This is a genomic window from Gluconobacter vitians, assembly GCF_015244565.1.
Classification (GTDB): Bacteria; Pseudomonadota; Alphaproteobacteria; order Acetobacterales; family Acetobacteraceae; genus Gluconobacter; species Gluconobacter vitians.
This window is the reverse complement of record NZ_JABCQG010000014.1, coordinates 59,034-74,685: the sequence shown is the minus strand read 5'-3', so window position 1 is coordinate 74,685 and position 15,652 is coordinate 59,034. Positions and strand designations below refer to the sequence as shown.

Below are 15,652 nucleotides of genomic sequence, written 5' to 3'. Positions count from 1 at the left end.
TTAACGGTGAATTCTGGTTGTCATCATGAAAAGAACTCCGCCGTTTTCGGGATAATGCCGAAGTCCTGCTCCGGCCTCGGGTGCGAAATATGTGTTCGCTGCCTCACTGTTCAAACAAAGTCCGTGCTCACAGCTCAGTCGTGACGGCTTTGCTCACAATACTTTCTTTCACTTATATAAAACGGGCCTAAAAACCGGAAAACGCTGGCCTGCGCGTAGATATCGTAACAGGCCGCGTCAGGGCCAGAAGACCCTCTGGTCCGCGGGTTGCGCCATAACCACTCCCGCCAGTCCCTCCAAAGGGAAGCCTTGGATCCGCCGTCGGGACGATCAGGTCATTGATACAGATCGAACCCGAGCGGAGCCGCCGCGCCAGCCCTGTTGCCATAGTCGCCGGCCCGAAAATACTTGCTCCCAGTGCGTACGACATCCCCTTCTCCAATGTCAGGGCTTCTTCCATGTCGGACACGCCCGTCAGCGCCAGCCAGGGCATGAAGATGTCAGTATCGAGCAGGGCATGCAGCCCTTCCACCTGCGTGAATATGGTCACATCCCCGACCGTCTCCACACGGCCACCCGCAGCCTTGATCTGTCCCACGAGTGCTGCAAGCCGCGCCCGGCCGGCACTGTCACATGACAGAGCTGGTTTTTGTACCAGCATGGATCGCAGCACTGTCAGGAGCGCCGCTTTGTCTTCATGGCAGATGAAAACCCGGTGCGGCGCAATGCACGTCGCCCCGTTATTCAAACGGGCGCCATAGACAAGCCGTCGAGCCACGTGATCCAGATCCGCACCCGGCAACACAAAAACCGAGTCCACACCCGAGAGCTCCATGATCGTAGGCGTCAGCGTCTTCGCCGCCTCCTGAAGAACACTTCGCCCCGTCTGCGCCGATCCGGTAAGCACGATCAGATCAAAGCCCGCAGTGACTGCTTCCACTCCTGAATCCGTTGGCAAAATCATGCACATTGCTGGTGGGAAACCAGCCTGTACCAAAAGACCCACCAGCAGACGGGCCGCTGCCTCACCACCCGGAGCCGGCTTCAGGGTCACCGCATTTCCAGCCACCAGAGCCTGCAGAAGCTGGATCCCGGGCAGCATCAGCGGATAATTCCCCGGCGCCAGGATCAGAACCGCTCCGAAAGGCCGTCGCTCCACACGCGATGTCACCCCCGGCAGCCACAGAGGCCGTCCCCCCACGCCGGCTTTACGCCCACGCAGAACTTTTTCAGCATTCTGCTCAAGGAACCTGCATGCCGCAAGCAGAGGCAACAGTTCAGCCGTCAACGTCTCCACAGCAGGACGCTTCGGAAAAAGACCCGGCAGCATTCGCCATCTGCGCCGCAGAAGACGCCTGAAACGCCCGACCAGACGCAGCCGCACAGCCATCGGAACCGCATCCCAACACTCTGCCGCCCGTCTCAGCCGTTCAACCGCATCATCGGGCAGCGCCATGCGTCCGGCCTCTATTTCGTTTTCAGCGCGACAGAAACAGCGCTGTTCTGCGTTCCAAGAGAAAACGCCGCATCGGCAAATCGGGGCGGCCCGAAATGCATGGGCGGATTGCGCGAAAAGCCCAGCGGCTCTTTCGGCATCCCCAGAAAATTCGTGTCCAGCTTCTGATTGGAATTGCGATCCTGAAAGACCTGAACCGCATAAACTCCGGGCCGGACGTCCCCGAACGTCACGCTGACCTGCCCCGCCCGGGACGGCGCAATAGCATGATACCCGCAATCCGGCTGCAGGAACTCCGCCTTCGTACACACAGCCACGCGAATGCTCCCTGTAGCATCGGGAATGTTCATCACCGTCACATCAAGAGCGGCGGCCCGCGCAACGCAGGGCAGCAGCAGCAAAAACATCGTCAAAGGCAGTTTCATCATACAGACCTCTGTGGATAGGACCGCCCCCGCCAGCGCGGCGCATGCCCCAGATACCCGCCAATCAGCGCCTGCCACTGAAGCAGAAGCAGCATCGCCGTCCCAAGGGGTGCCAGCACAACCGTGCCCCAACCCTGCCGGAAGCGGTACGAGATCAGCCCGCGGGTCAGAAGCGACAGCCCGGCCGCCAGCCGGGATACTCGCGTTGCGGGCAGCACGAACGGCAGGATCTGCGCCGCGCCCAACAGCCCGGTCCAGACTGGCAGTCCGCGTGGCGTCGCCATGCCCTCCGTCGCGTTTTTCAGAAGCCCGTTCCAGACATCTGCCGCCCGGTGATACATCCGGCACGCCGCGATGTCCGTTGCATCAAACAGCATTGTCCGGAAACCAGCGCTCCGAAACTGTCGTGCAAGCGCAAGCCCGTCATGCAGCCTGTTGCGGATGGCAGCATGCCCCCCACTGACCCGATAGGCACTGCGCCTCACCAGAACGAGCTGCCCACAGGCTGCGGCAAACTCCGGCTTCTGCCCGGTGTCAAACACCATTGGCAGATACCCCAGCAACAGAACATGAATGAACGGCAGCAGCAGCCATTCCAGAAATGTCTGCGTCACCTGCCGGGGCACGCCACTGAGAAACGCAATCTCGGGCCGCTCTGACATCAGCGCGGAAAGCCGCGCCAGCGCATCGGGCCGCAGCCGCACATCCGCATCCACAAACAGCATCAACTCATTCCGAGCAGCGTCCCCCAGCAGCGCACAGGCATGGGTTTTGCCACACCACCCTTCCGGAAGATCAGGCGCCTGCAAAATCCGCAGCCGAGGGTCAGTGCAGGCACGCAGAATATCCAGCGTCCTGTCGCTCGAATGATCGTCAAGCACGACCAGTTCCAGCTCTACTCCCTGACTGGCCAGAACCGTGTCGATTACTCCCTGGATGGTCTCTTCCTCATCCCGCGCCGGAATCAGAACAGAGACCGGCCCATGCCCGGATCTGTCCGGAAGTCTGCGCAACCGCCCCAGATTCAGCAGCGTCATAACAAATGGCAGAAGAGCCGCGCCGAATGCCAGTTTCTCAAGCTTCCGGGTCATGGATCATGCCGGGGCTGAAAATTCTCCCGACGCACCCACTGCCGGACCCTGCGTCCAAAATCATAAATGCCGCCAATCCCCGCCTGTTTCTGCACAAACGTCGTAAAACGCGACGCATCGCGCGTGCACGTATCCTGGGCCAGCGCATCCATCGTCTCCGTCAGGACTTCCTCCATGCGCGCCGTCACACTGCGCACCCCTTCCCCCTCGTCCACAGACACCGGTGCGCCAAACCTAAGCAGCAACTCTGGTCGGTTCTCATTCCAGAACGGATATTCGATCGCCAGCGGCACAAGCCGGACTGAAGGCATATGCCGCACCAGATGCGCAAATCCCGGCTGAAGCTGGACGGGCCGGACACGACTGTCAGTGAACTGCCCCTGAGGCGTGATCCACAGGACATTCCCCTGCCGCAGCACATCCCGCGCCACACGGACAAATCGCCGGAGCGACTGCGGATTATCCGGATCAACCGGTATCAGGCCCGCCTTTTCCAGCAGCGGATAACGACGCAATGCCGCTGCCTCCATCGGCCCATAGCCATGACAGTGCCCGAAAAAATGGTGCTGCAACCACGCAAAAACTGCCGGATCCCACCACCCCGGATGGTTCGCGCACACCACAAGCGGCCCGCGATGACGCAATGCTTCTGTATCCCCTGACAGCCGGACCGCATTGAAACGCCGCTCAATCCCCCGGCGCATCCCCCGCGAAACAAGCGCAGCCACCAGCGGATGACGGCCCCCGGGCGCTGTCATGATGCGCGCGCTTCCACCATGTCATGATCGGCACAGTCCGCCGCAATCCAGCCCGACATCAGCGCCATCGGCATCCCTGCCCCGGGATGCGCGGAGCCGCCTGCAAGATACAGCCCCGGCACCTCCGCTGAGCGGTTCGCAGGCTTAAACGCTCCGTTAAGACGCCCATGGCTCGCCAGACCGTAAATCGCTCCGCGCAGCGTCGAATAACGCTCCTGGATATCGAGCGGCGTCAGATGGTGCTCCACCCTGATCCGCTCTTCCAGATCAGGCATTCTTCCGCAGCGTTTCAGCTTGTCCAGAATGACCTGTCGATATCCCGGAAACATCTCCTGCCAGTTCTGGCCACGGTGGATGTAAGGCGTATGCACCAGAACATACAGCGCCTCGCCCCCTTCCGGCGCGACGTCCGGATCGGTCCGTGACGGTGCCGCGAGATAGCAGGTCGGGTCCGGCGCAGGCACGCCCCGGCGATAGATGGCGTCGAACTCTTCTTCCGGATCGGCGGAAAAAACAAAGTCATGATGCGCCAGATGATCGTAGGTACGATCCAGCCCCAGATAGAGCACCACACCCGAACAGGCCGGTCTGCGACGCTTCCACTTCCGCTCGAACCCTGCGGAGGGAACATGCGCCAGCAACTCCCGCATCGTGCGCACGCTGTCCATGTTGGAGATGATCACATCCGCTTCCAGCACCTCGCCCTGCCCGGTCAGGACCCCGCAGGCCCGCCCGTTCCGCGTCAGGATCCGCCGCACCCAAACCCCGGTCCTGAATTCGGCTCCGAGTTCTTCGCCCAGCCGGACCAGCGCTTCCGGAACGGCACGAGTGCCCCCCATCGGATACCAGACCCCGTCATGGCTCTGCATGTCGGCAATTCCCAGCAGCACGGCCGACGCCTGAAACGGGTTGGAGCCCACATACTGCGTCAGATGATCCAGCATCTGGGCCGCCTGAGGATTATGGATGCGCTTGCGGATTTCCCGCGCGAACGTGGAATCCATCCGCAGCCGCAGCACATCGCGCAGGGTCGCAAGCGTGAACGTGCTGCGCAGATCCATCGTATCCGCAATCCCGCCCACGCTTTTCCAGAAGAAAAACCGTTCGGACGTCTCATGCAACTGACGGCTGGTTTCCATCAGGTCGCGATACCCGTCGCCATCCTCTGCACACAGGCTTTCCAGAACCTGCGCCATCCGCTCCGCATTTTCCTCCAGATCAAGCGTCTGCCCGTCCTCGAAAAAACAGCGCCACTGCGGATCAAGCCGCCGCAGATCCAGCCGCTCATGCATATCAACGCCTGCTTCGGAGAAAACACGCTCCAGCACACGCGGAACGGTCAGGATCGTCGGCCCCATATCGAAGCGGTAGCCGCCCTCCCGCCATTCCGCAGCCTTGCCTCCCAGCCAGTCATTGGCCTCAAGCACGGTCACCTTATGACCACGCGCCGCCATCGTGCAGGCTGCCGCAAGCCCGCCCAGCCCGGCGCCAATGACAATGACGGACGACTTCTGTTCAGGACGTGACATGGGTGGCCCCTTTCCGGGAACGCCGGTTGAAAAACGCAAAGCGCCTCCGGGGCGCGAGATCCCGGATCACCAGATCGCTGCTGATCCGTGCACCCTCAAAAATCACCGGAAGCCCGCTGCCCGGATGGGTGCCCCCACCTGCGAGATACACGCCCCGGATATCCTCGAAACGGTTATGCGGCCGCCGGTGCAGCATCTGCCCCAGATTATGGGCCAGGTTGAAAACCGCTCCCTTGTGAACGTCATAACGCTCCTCCCAGTCGGCCGGCGTTATGATCTTTTCAAAGCGGATCCGCTCTTCAATATCCGTAAACCCGGCCTTCTCCAGACGGGCCATGACAAGGCTGCGGGCCTGCGCCCGTGTCTCGTCCGTCCAGTCCACACCGCCATCACGCAGATGCCCGACCGGCAACAGGACATAAAGCGTGGAATGGCCCGCAGGCGCCTGATCCGGATCGGTCACACAGACATTCTGGATATAGAGGGATGCCTCTTCGGACAGCATCTCCCCGGCTTCGATTTCAGCGAAGTTCCGGTCATAGGATTCCGAGAGGAAAATCGTGTGATGCCCCTTGTCAGGCACACTTCCTTCGATTCCAAGATACATCATGAATGTTGAGCAGGAGTATTTCTTCCGCTCGATGGACTTATTCTTCCACCGGCGCCGCTTGCGGTCCGGAACCAGCTTCGTCATCGCCCGCCCGAAATCGGCATTGATAATGACGGCATCCGCCTGCTCAGGCCCCTGATCCGTCAGCACCCCCGTCGCGCGCCCCTTACGGGTCAGGATCTCACGCACGGGCGTATTCAGACGGATCTTAACCCCAAGCTGTTGCGCCGCCTGCCCCATGGCCTCCATGACAGCCATCGTTCCGCCAACGGGATGATAGATGCCGTATTCATGCTCCATGAAACTCAGGATCGTGAACAGGCTCGGGCACCTGTAGGGCGACATGCCGAGATATTTGCTCTGAAACGAAAAGGCGAGCCGCGTCCTCGGGTCGCGGAAATACCGGCTCAGATCCCGATCCACCGAAGACAGCGGCCGCAGCTTTGGAAAAGCCCGCAGCATGTCCGGCCGCAACAGATCCAGCACACTGTTGAAAGGCCTCTGCAGAACAGGAATGAAGTTACGGAACTTGGCGCGGTTATCGACCATGAAATCCCGAACCCGCCCGGCATCCTGCACATCGATCCGCGCGATCTCACGCTCCAGCACGTCAATATCGGACGTGACCTTCAGGGACGGACCATTTTCAAAAACCAGATCATAGTTTTCATCGAGCTTCTTGAGGGTGATCGTATCTTCCATCCGCAGCCCGCAGCGCGTGAAGATGTCCCGAAGGATCTGGGGATAGAGAAAGAATGTCGGACCGGTATCGAACCGGAACGCCCCGGCCTCCGTCTCGCCTTCGATCGCGGAAGACCGTCCCCCGAGCTGGCCGTGTCGCTCATAGAGTGTGACATCCGCGCCCTCATGGGCCAGCAGCATCGCCGAAGCCAGTCCGCCCGGCCCTCCCCCAACAATCGCAATCCGTCGGCCAAGAAGGGAACCGGACTTCACTGCAGGCCCTGGCATCAAACCGTCATTCCCATTCTGGCCTTTTCTACCTGACGATCGCATCCATTTCCTGGACGTGATGCGCGGTGAAACTTTGCAACGCGATCACACCTCAACTCATGAAAAGATATTTCGTTGCATGCCATTCAGTATTCTACTCCTGAAAAATAACAGAAGTAGAAATCAAGAAATCGACTTCCCTTTCAAAAAAAAACGCACCCTGTAATTTGTTGAACTCAGGGCACAGTGACAAAAGGGCAGTCAGGCTGGCAGATCACGCGGCGATCCGGTCTCAGAAGACCTCCCACATGCTACGAAGACACTGTTATTTCCCGATTTCGACTTCCCGCAAAAGTGACGGCTTTCTGCACATCCGGCTGGTGCATGGTGCCACCCAAGCGAAGAACCATCGATCTCACGGATAAAACGAATACTTATGGCTTTATATGCTCCTGCTTTTGCGAAATCTGCCGCTTAGGGAACTTCCAGCGCCAACATATTTTGTAGCTCTGATTGATACCGCTTTTCTGACGCAGGCTGCAGCAGCTCTGGGGCAGTTTTTCCATAATCAATCATGCTGTCCTGACACTCGAACGATTCATGGAATTTCTTCTGATCCTGCGCACAGCCAAGCGGCAACATCCTGAACCGGTTTTAACGGCATATGGCCAGAGTCTGTCTCACTCAGCCACGGCGCTGCAACGCCTAACCACGCGCGCCCTCCGGGAGAAGAGCTATTCCTATCCTGCCAGCATCGGGCGTCTGGCCGCCTGCGTGCGGGAGTCCGCAGCATGACCGTCATTCCGGGCTGGCGACGACGTCTGAGTGTCTCCCTGCTCGTGATGGCAGGATGCATCAGTTACATTGACCGTGCTGCCCTCTCCATCGGCAACACCGCCATCATGTCCAGCATGCACATGTCCTACACCGGCATGGGATGGCTGCTGTCCGTCTTCGCCTGGGCCTATCTCGTCAGCCAGATTCCCGCCGGACTTTTGGCGGATCGTCTGGGGGGACGGATGCTGCTCGGGGCCGGTCTGTGCGTGTGGTCCTGCGCCCAGATCGGCTTCGGACTGATGCCAAGCGTAGCGGGGCTGTTCGTATGCCGGATTATGCTCGGCATAGGGGAGTCCCCGCTTTTTCTGGCGGGGACACGCGTGCTCGTACGCTGGTTCCCGCCTGCGGAAAGAGGAACGGTCATCGGACTTTTCAACGGTTCGGCGGCCCTCGGACCTGCGCTTGCTCCTCCCCTGCTTCTGGCGATCATGGCCTTTCAGGGATGGCGCGGCATGTCCGTCAGTATCGGCGTCCTCAGCCTGCTGCTCGGGCTGGTCTGGGTGCTCTATTACCGCGATCCGACGCGCACGGCGTCCGCCCCTTCCCGGCCACCCTCCATCCTGCGCGATGATCTGGGATATCTTCTGCACCAGCGCTCCAGCTGGATCGTGACTGCCGGCTTTGCAGGCATCATCTACCTGACCTGGCTGTATGCGACCTGGCTGCCGGCATGGCTCCAGTCCGCCTATCATCTCACCGCCACACAGGCCGGGCTGCTCTCGGCCCTGCCCCAGATCTGCGGTTTCGCCGGCAACCTGACGGGTGGCCTGCTTTCAGATCGTCTGATGGCGCGGGGCCTGGGACGACTGGAAGCCTGCCGCCGCCCGCTCGTTCTCTCGATGATTGTGGCAGCCATCATGACCGGGCTGACCGCGCTTGATACCGGATTGACCATCTCAATGGTCTTCATGGCCGCCGCCCTGTTCGCAGGCGGGGTCGCCATGAGCACCGGATGGACCCTCGGAACCGTTATTGCCGCAGAGCATCGCGTTGCGACGCTTGAGGCCATCCAGAACACGGGCGGCTCGCTTGGTGGCGCGCTGGCTCCTGTCGTCACCGGCATCATGGTGGATCACTTCAGATCCTTCGCGCCTTCGATGCTTGTTGCCTGCGGTGTAGGGCTGACCTGCGCTGCCATCTACCAGTTCGGACTTCGTGAAACGGATGCATCGGACAGCAATGCTGCGTTCCCCATGCCCCCTTTCTCCCTGCCGACCCCGGCAAACCAAGGAACGATCAAATGATCACGCGACAGGCTCTCACGCTTTCGACCGTCCTCAGTGGCGTGGCAATGATCCCCGCTTTCTTTCCGGGACTTCTCTCCAGCCCGGCCCGCGCCGCCGACACATCCGGCAGGACGACAGAGGCGTCGTCCCGGGCGCCCCATGCTGCCGCTGCTCCGAAAACTGCCCGGAAAGCCCCGGCGAAAAAGGAAGTCCGCATTTCCGGACATGACGAAGCGATTACCGTCTTCGGCCATGGCTCCACCCGCCAGATGACCAGCATCACACACAGCATGATGCTGCAAAGCGCACCGGGAACCTCGCCGCTCAAGGTCCTGAGCCAGTTGCCTGGCGTCGTCTACCAGTCCGCCGATCCGTTCGGTACCTATGAATATTCCAGCCAGATCTTCATGCGCGGTTTCAGCCAGTCCCAGCTCGGCTTTACGCTTGACGACATTCCGCTCGGAGACCAGCAGTTCAACAACTACAACGGCCTGAGCGTGACGCGCTCGATCATATCCGATGATGTCGGCGGCGTGGATGTCTCACAGGGTGCCGGTGCGATCGATGTGGCCTCCACCAGCAATCTGGGCGGCGCGATCCAGATCCATTCCCTCGACCCCGCCCACAAGCGTGGCGGGACGGTCAGCCAGACCTTCGGCAGCAATTCCGCGATGCGTACCTATGTGCGGCTGGACAGCGGCGACCTCAACAAGACCGGAACGCGCTTCTACGTGGCCTATGCCCGCACGAACATGAACCTGTGGAAAGGCGGCGGCTATGATTATTCAGATCAGGTGAATGCAAAGATCGCCCAGCCGCTGGCGCGGGGATCATCCATCAAGGCCTTCTTCGACTGGAGTTCGACGCAGCAGTTCGACTACCAGGACATGACCATGAACTACCTGCATACGGTCGGCCCAAACCTTGCGAACTACTATCCGGACTACACGGCGGCCTATCAGGCAGCGCAGGGCATCTACCGCCCGGCGCTTCAGAAAACCAATGATCCGTATGACGCAGCCTATTATGCCGGCACGGCCAACCGCGTCGATTATCTGGGCGGCCTGACGCTGGACGAGAATTTCACGGACCGGCTGAACTTGAAGACCACACTCTATGGTCATGCCGATACCGGCTACAGCACCTGGACCACGCCTTACATGCCATCCCCGAATGGCGCACCACTGTCACAGCGTATTCAGACGCCGGAAATCGCACGTGGCGGGTTCCAGACCGCGCTGACCTACAAGATCGCGCGCCATACGATCAATGCCGGTGTCTGGTACGAATACGGCAATTTCAACGAAAGCCGCTATTTCACCGAGGCCCCGGTTCTGGGACAGGGCACGCTTGGCAATCCGACGACGGGCTTTCCCACCAGCAAGGTTTTTGCCCAACCCTGGCAGGAAGCGTTCTCAACCAATACGTTCGTGTTCCACCTTCAGGACACCTACCGCATCACGAAGACCCTGACGATCAATGCGGGCTTTAAGTCCATGATCGTGAATGCCGGGAATAGCGTTCCGACACAGAGCCTCGCCATCAATGGCACGCAGATCGCGCAGGGGCGGCTTGAGGCTTCCAATGCGTTCCTGCCGCAGGTTTCGGCCAACTGGCGCTTCCTGCCGCATCATGAACTGTTCTTCGATGTCTCACACAACATGCGCTCCTTCCCCGAGGACGGATACGGCACCAACGTCTCCGCAACCCCGTGGACGTCCTCGCAGAGCGCTTTCCAGAGCACGAAGAACACGCTGCGTCCCGAAACCGACTGGGTCTATGAAGGGGGATACCGCTATACAACGCCGTTCCTGAGCGCCCTGGCCTCACTGTACCGGATCAACTTCTCCAACCGGCTTCAGCTGATCAACAGCCAGTCAGGCATCAACCCGATCACGGCGGTCGAAAACGTAGGCGGCGTGACCACGAACGGTGCGGAAGCCAGCGTCACGATCCGGCCGGTTGACGGGCTGTCGATCTACAACTCGTTCTCCTATGCCCATTCCACTTACGATCAGGATGTCACGACCGCATCCGGCGTGCAGGCAACGCGCGGCAATCTCGTGCCGAACTATCCGCAGTTCATGTACAAGGGAAACATCACCTACCGCATCGGCGGTTTCGAGGTGCATGTCGACGGGACTTACCTGTCGAGCCGGCAGCTGACCTACACGAACGATCTGCATGTCCCGGGCTATTTCCTCGCCAATTTCGAGGCCCGCTACAATTTCGGGAATATCAGCGTCCTCAAGGGACTGACGGCAAGCCTGAACATCTACAATCTTGCCAACAAGACCTATGTTTCGACGACCAACGAACTTGGCAACAATTTCGTCAATACCGGATACAATTACTTCCTGATGGGTGCGCCACGTCAGTTCTTCGGAACCGTCAGCGCCCATTTCTGAGAACAGCACGGCCTGTGTCCTGTTCGCGAACTCGATCGCCGCTCGCCTGTTTCAGAGATCATCGGCCGGCGGCGAGATCGGCAGGACCAAAGGCCACAAGCACGCGAGAGGACCAAACCTCTCTGTAACTACTGATAAAGCCCGGGCTGAGGGTCCCATCCCGTCAGAAGATTCCGTCCAATTTCCTCGTGCTTCCATTCCACCGGATCATGTAGCGACAGGGTTCTCGCATCCCGCCAGTACCGGTCCAATCCGTACGCCGCATCCGTCACCCGCGCACCCAGCGCCGCCATGAGATCCGAACTCGCCCGAAGTGCGGCCCGTGATGCCGCAGACCGCGCTGCATAGACCGGAATGGCCACATCCGTCCGCGTACACTCTCCGCGTTCGAACGCATCCAGCAATCCGGCCGCAACCCGCACACTCGCACACGCCGCCGCCAGTTCAGCACCGATTTCTCCGAACAGTCGCCGCACCAGCAGATCATCCGCTGCCGCTTCCACACCCGCCGATGCCCAGGGACGGCTGTGCTCACGCGCAAATTTGATGCCAGCCTGCAGGGCCGCCAGCCCGATCCCTGCCAGGATCATCGAAAACCCGTTCTGATAACGCAAAGGCGCATGGATCTGCGGCTTGGACTGCGCCGTCAGCACCGACCATTCCGGCCGCGTCAGAACATGTTCCAGAACCACACTTCCGGAATACGTTGCCCGCTGTCCCAGCCGGTTCCAGTCTTCTCCGAACCGGAGCCCTTTCGTCCCGGATGGCAGTAAATCCAGCCGCACCACCTCCGCCATCACGTCATAGGACGACACCAGCAGAAGATCCGCCCCCACGGCTCCGGTCGCATAAATCTTGCGCCCGTCAATGAGATGCCCTGCCCCCTCCGGCCGCGACACCACATGTCCAAAATCGACCGCGCGCTTTCCGTTCTCCGAAATCGCCATTCCAATAATGGCGTTTTCCGAACAGATCCGATCTGCAAGGCGCCGGGAAAACTCCGGAGACGCGACGGACAGCAGTTCTCGGACCGCATCGTCATGCACCTTGTAAATCTGCGCCACGGATGGGTCCGCCATCCCAAGCTCCAGAAAGAGTTCCTGCGATAAGGCCTGTGAAAATCCGAGGCCCCCAAGCGCAACCGGCAGAGGCGCCCGCATCAGTCCGCAAACCTTCAATGCCTGAATGCTGGCCCGTGGATAGCGTCCGATGCGGTCATTTTCCGCAGCCCAAGGCGCAATTTCACGCTGGATGACCTCTCTCAGCATTCTGAAAAATTCCTCAAGCCCAGCCGGTGCCGAACAGCACGGAACAAGACTGTGCACGGCTCCAAACACCTTCCCGAAAGACTGATCCATTCGTCCTGCCCGCCTTCTGCCCGGTTGCTGTTCCTGATGATCCCATCCCGGCATCACCTGCACACAGATCATGACCGTACAGCGTCCTGCCCGAACATGCATCCGGCAGCGCCACGCCCATTATAACCTTTTGTTTAGTGTATTTTATAAATAACTATCCTGTTGACGGAACAAAAGAATCACTACACTAATTCTTATATCTTCAATAAATACGAAAGGATTTAGTTTTATGCCTGCAATGCTGTCCTGTTCCTGTCCTCCGATGATGCCGGGCTTCTCCCCGCTCTCACCCCCCTTGTTCGGACCGCACGCCACAGGCAGGTCCCATGACCTATATCTCCGCTCCGCTTCCTGATCTTTCCCTTCTCTGGGGACAGGATGCCCGTGAAACCACAGCGATTCACGACCGCTTCGCTCCCGTTTTCGAGCAGATCCGCAGGCAGGCGCTATACGCCGAACTGAACCGCGAACTGCCTTTCGACCAGATCAGCCTCCTCAAAGACAGCGGCTTTACAGCCCTTCGCGTTCCCGTCGCCCATGGCGGCCTGGGGGCCAGTCTTGAAGACCTGTTCTCCCTCATCACCGCACTGGCCACGGCCGATTCAAACGTTGCACAGGTCCTCCGGGCCAATTTCGGCTTCGTCGAGCATCTCCTGTCAGAACCCGCCGGCCCTTACCGCCCAAAATGGCTCGACCGCCTCGGCGCCGGGCAGACCGCCGGTGCCGCCGCCGCGGAAGGCCCGGCCTCCAAGCGTGATCTGTTCAGCACGACCCTCTCCCGGACCGATGGCCAATGGGTCATCAATGGCTCCAAGTTTTTCACGACCGGCTCGCTTTACGCCGACTGGCTGACCGTGACCGGCACGACGGAAGACGGCCAGACCGTCAAGACACTGGCCGCCCGCAACGATCCCGGCCTTGAAATCGTCGATGACTGGGACGGCATTGGCCAGCGCCTGACCGCCAGCGGCACCGCGCATTTCCGCAACGTCCACACGGAAGAAGACGATCTGCGTTACGGCAACACGGCCTTCCCGCATTCGCAGGCTTTCTTCCAGCTCTATCATCTGGCCACGGTCGCCGGTATCGCCCGCGCTGCTGCAACCGACGTTGCAGACGCCGTCCGCCGCCGCAAACGCACCTTCAGTCACGGCAATGCAGACCTTCCCGCCGAGGATCCGCAGATCCTGGAAGTCGTGGGCCATGTTTTCAGCGGCGCCTACATCGCCGGGGCCGCCGTCGAACGCGCCGCCCGCGCCATTCAGGCCGTCGCGGACAGCCCGGCTCCGGAACTGGATCTTACGGTCGCGCGTGCTGAACTTGAAGTCTGGCAGGTGCAGGACCGTATCCTGCCGCTGGTTCTGGAGGCCACGACTGCCCTGTTCGATGCACTGAGTGGCGGGGCCACTTTGCGCGTCGCCGGACTGGACCGGCACTGGCGCAACGTCCGCACGCTGGGCAATCACAACCCCCGCGTCTATCGCACGCGCGTCGTCGGAGATTACGCGGTCAACGGCACTCTTCCGCCACTCCAGTGGCGCGTGGGAGTGGCGTAATGGGACAGCACATCATCCTCAACGGCTTCACCATGGTCACGGTCGCGCACCTCAATTACGGGTTATGGCGCCACCCCGCTGATCAGACACACCGCTACAAGGACATCAACTACTGGACCGAACTGGCCCGCACACTCGATGATGCCGGGTTTGATGCCCTGTTCATCGCAGATGCGCTCGGCCAGATCGACGTTTACGGCAACAGCCCGGACGCGGCCCTGAAACATGGCATCCAGTCCCCGCTGATCGACCCGCTCCTGCTGGTCTCCGCCATGGCCGCTGCCACAACGTCACTCGGCTTCGGCATCACGCTGTCCACGACCTACGAATATCCCTATCTGCTCGCCCGCAAGCTCACGACCCTCGATCATCTGACGAAGGGGCGTCTGGGCTGGAACATTGTGACCTCGCAGCAGGAAAGCGCGGCCCGTAATCTCGGGCTGGATCATCAGATCCCGCACGACGAACGCTATGATCGCGCCGACGAGTTCATGGATGTCGTCTACAAGCTCTGGCTGAAATCCTGGGAAGAAGACGCTGTCATCCGCGGCCAGACAGCTTCGGGCGAGTGGATCTATACCGATTCGGAAAAAGTCCATCCCATCCGCCATGACGGCCAGTACTACCGCGTTCCGGATGGCCACACCGCTGAACCCAGCCCGCAGCGCGTTCCCGTCCTTCTTCAGGCCGGCGCTTCTGCCCGGGGTGGGGCCTTCGCGGCCAAACATGCGGAAGTCATTTTCGTCGTTGGCGCCGGAGCGGAAGGCACGCGAAAGAACGTCCGGCGCATCCGCGAGGACGCCGCGCGGGAAGGCCGCGACCCCAACAGTCTGCGCTTCATCTGCGCCGCCGCCGTCGTAGTGGGCGAGACGGAAGAAGAGGCCATCCGCAAATTCGCGGAATACAAAGCCTTTTACGACGCGACCGGTTCGCTCATTCATTATTCCTCCATGACGGGCGTGGACTTCTCCAAGAACCAGGCGGACGAAGTGCTGACCTATCGCCCGACGGAAGCCAGCCAGTCTGTTCTCGAACAGTTCGATCCTGCCATCAGCGGCCGGTCCTGGACCATTGCCGAAGCCACAAGCCCGGCGGAAGGTTTTGGCCGCGCCAGGACTTTCGTCGGCAGTCCCGAAACCGTCGCGGACCAGATCGAACGCTGGCTCGAAGAGTCAGAAACCGACGGGCTGAACCTGATCCAGCTCGTTAATCCGGACAGCTACAACGACTTCATCCGCCTCGTCCTACCGGAACTGAAGCGGCGCGGTCGCATCAAACCCAAACTCGGCAAGACCCTGCGCGAAAGCCTCTTCCCGCAGAACCCATCCGCACACCCGGCCGCCGATCATCCGGCCTGGCGCTGTTGATCCTCCCAAGACCTGAAAATCCCCGTTTCCTGTATCTTGTGAGTGTCTCTCCATGCCCGCTTTTCCGTTTTCGAGCCGCA

Annotated in this window: 11 protein-coding genes; 4 read left to right on the top strand and 7 right to left on the bottom strand. The window is 60.4% G+C overall.

The features are described 5' to 3' along the window. Positions 1-187 precede the first annotated feature (187 nt). From HKD24_RS11210 to HKD24_RS11185, 6 genes are read right to left on the bottom strand one after another with little or no spacing between them, the layout of a single operon-like run. On the bottom strand, positions 188-1,456 hold the full coding sequence (locus HKD24_RS11210) for an aldehyde dehydrogenase family protein (protein WP_194260350.1): 1,269 nt from the start codon (positions 1,454-1,456) through the stop codon (positions 188-190). 11 nt (positions 1,457-1,467) lie between these two features. After that, positions 1,468-1,884 carry a DUF2141 domain-containing protein gene (locus HKD24_RS11205; RefSeq protein ID WP_228124344.1) on the bottom strand — a complete coding sequence of 139 codons (417 nt, stop codon included), beginning with the start codon at positions 1,882-1,884 and terminating at the stop codon, positions 1,468-1,470. After that, a complete protein-coding gene (locus tag HKD24_RS11200) occupies positions 1,881-2,972 on the bottom strand; it encodes a glycosyltransferase (RefSeq protein WP_194260349.1) in 1,092 nt (363 codons plus the stop codon). Before HKD24_RS11200 ends, HKD24_RS11205 begins: the two co-directional genes overlap by 4 nt. Beyond that, positions 2,969-3,730, bottom strand: a complete 762-nt coding sequence (locus HKD24_RS11195) for a lysophospholipid acyltransferase family protein (RefSeq protein ID WP_228124343.1) — start codon at positions 3,728-3,730, stop codon at positions 2,969-2,971. Before HKD24_RS11195 ends, HKD24_RS11200 begins: the two co-directional genes overlap by 4 nt. Next, the gene (locus HKD24_RS11190) at positions 3,727-5,259 is read right to left on the bottom strand and encodes a phytoene desaturase family protein (RefSeq protein ID WP_194260348.1); all 1,533 of its coding nucleotides are present in this window, start codon (positions 5,257-5,259) and stop codon (positions 3,727-3,729) included. The genes HKD24_RS11195 and HKD24_RS11190 overlap by 4 nt, the downstream gene beginning before the upstream one ends. Beyond that, entirely contained in the window at positions 5,246-6,838 is a 1,593-nt protein-coding gene (locus tag HKD24_RS11185) for a phytoene desaturase family protein (protein ID WP_194260347.1), read from the bottom strand. Before HKD24_RS11185 ends, HKD24_RS11190 begins: the two co-directional genes overlap by 14 nt. A 773-nt stretch (positions 6,839-7,611) precedes the next feature. Between HKD24_RS11185 and HKD24_RS11180 the strand changes: the two genes are divergently transcribed. After that, positions 7,612-8,901, top strand: coding sequence for an MFS transporter (locus tag HKD24_RS11180; protein ID WP_194260346.1), 1,290 nt, complete (start codon positions 7,612-7,614; stop codon positions 8,899-8,901). Next, complete coding sequence (locus HKD24_RS11175) at positions 8,898-11,291, top strand: TonB-dependent receptor (RefSeq protein ID WP_194260345.1); 2,394 nt, start codon at positions 8,898-8,900, stop codon at positions 11,289-11,291. The genes HKD24_RS11180 and HKD24_RS11175 overlap by 4 nt, the downstream gene beginning before the upstream one ends. 128 nt (positions 11,292-11,419) lie before the next feature. Here HKD24_RS11175 and HKD24_RS11170 read toward each other — a convergent pair whose 3' ends face one another. After that, positions 11,420-12,649, bottom strand: coding sequence for an acyl-CoA dehydrogenase family protein (locus HKD24_RS11170; RefSeq protein WP_265589069.1), 1,230 nt, complete (start codon positions 12,647-12,649; stop codon positions 11,420-11,422). A 326-nt stretch (positions 12,650-12,975) separates the two neighbouring features. Here HKD24_RS11170 and HKD24_RS11165 point away from each other — a divergent pair, with 326 nt between their 5' ends. Together HKD24_RS11165 and HKD24_RS11160 are read left to right on the top strand one after the other, a co-directional pair. Continuing rightward, positions 12,976-14,205: an acyl-CoA dehydrogenase family protein gene (locus tag HKD24_RS11165; protein ID WP_194260343.1), complete on the top strand. Its 1,230-nt coding sequence runs from the start codon at positions 12,976-12,978 to the stop codon at positions 14,203-14,205. Then, positions 14,205-15,572 (top strand): LLM class flavin-dependent oxidoreductase, encoded by a 1,368-nt coding sequence (locus HKD24_RS11160; protein WP_194260342.1) that lies wholly within the window; start codon positions 14,205-14,207, stop codon positions 15,570-15,572. The genes HKD24_RS11165 and HKD24_RS11160 overlap by 1 nt, the downstream gene beginning before the upstream one ends. Positions 15,573-15,652 lie beyond the last annotated feature (80 nt).

Excerpts from the sequence above, each read along its gene's own strand:
- HKD24_RS11175 (WP_194260345.1), top strand. The coding sequence starts at position 8,898 with ATGATCACGCGACAGGCTCTCACGCTTTCGACCGTCCTCAGTGGCGTG.
- HKD24_RS11180 (WP_194260346.1), top strand. The coding sequence starts at position 7,612 with ATGACCGTCATTCCGGGCTGGCGACGACGTCTGAGTGTCTCCCTGCTC.
- HKD24_RS11205 (WP_228124344.1), bottom strand. The coding sequence starts at position 1,884 with ATGATGAAACTGCCTTTGACGATGTTTTTGCTGCTGCTGCCCTGCGTT.
- HKD24_RS11165 (WP_194260343.1), top strand. The coding sequence starts at position 12,976 with ATGACCTATATCTCCGCTCCGCTTCCTGATCTTTCCCTTCTCTGGGGA.
- HKD24_RS11195 (WP_228124343.1), bottom strand. The coding sequence starts at position 3,730 with ATGACAGCGCCCGGGGGCCGTCATCCGCTGGTGGCTGCGCTTGTTTCG.
- HKD24_RS11170 (WP_265589069.1), bottom strand. The coding sequence starts at position 12,649 with ATGGATCAGTCTTTCGGGAAGGTGTTTGGAGCCGTGCACAGTCTTGTT.
- HKD24_RS11190 (WP_194260348.1), bottom strand. The coding sequence starts at position 5,259 with ATGTCACGTCCTGAACAGAAGTCGTCCGTCATTGTCATTGGCGCCGGG.
- HKD24_RS11160 (WP_194260342.1), top strand. The coding sequence starts at position 14,205 with ATGGGACAGCACATCATCCTCAACGGCTTCACCATGGTCACGGTCGCG.
- HKD24_RS11200 (WP_194260349.1), bottom strand. The coding sequence starts at position 2,972 with ATGACCCGGAAGCTTGAGAAACTGGCATTCGGCGCGGCTCTTCTGCCA.
- HKD24_RS11210 (WP_194260350.1), bottom strand. The coding sequence starts at position 1,456 with ATGGCGCTGCCCGATGATGCGGTTGAACGGCTGAGACGGGCGGCAGAG.
- HKD24_RS11185 (WP_194260347.1), bottom strand. The coding sequence starts at position 6,838 with ATGCCAGGGCCTGCAGTGAAGTCCGGTTCCCTTCTTGGCCGACGGATT.